Origin of the sequence: Enterobacter cloacae complex sp. 277I4 (assembly GCF_050031465.1) — a bacterium.
GTDB lineage: Bacteria > Pseudomonadota > Gammaproteobacteria > Enterobacterales > Enterobacteriaceae > Enterobacter > Enterobacter cloacae.
The window spans coordinates 1-413 of record NZ_JBLGWC010000011.1; the positions used below are offsets into that span (position 1 = coordinate 1).

The window sequence follows — 413 nt, forward strand, 5'->3', positions numbered from 1 at the left end:
TAAAATGCTGAGGCCTGGCCTTTGCGTAGTGCACGCATCACCTCAATACCTTTGATGGTGGCGTAAGCCGTCTTCATGGATTTAAATCCCAGCGTGGCGCCGATTATCCGTTTCAGTTTGCCATGATCGCATTCAATCACGTTGTTCCGGTACTTAATCTGTCGGTGTTCAACGTCAGACGGGCACCGGCCTTCGCGTTTGAGCAGAGCAAGCGCGCGACCATAGGCGGGCGCTTTATCCGTGTTGATGAATCGCGGGATCTGCCACTTCTTCACGTTGTTGAGGATTTTACCCAGAAACCGGTATGCAGCTTTGCTGTTACGACGGGAGGAGAGATAAAAATCGACAGTGCGGCCCCGGCTGTCGACGGCCCGGTACAGATACGCCCAGCGGCCATTGACCTTCACGTAGGT

At 54.0% G+C, this 413-nt stretch carries 1 pseudogene; it reads right to left on the reverse strand.

Annotated elements, in window-relative coordinates:
* A pseudogene (locus ACQG19_RS27470) lies at positions 1–413 on the reverse strand (IS6-like element IS26 family transposase); the annotation flags it as partial.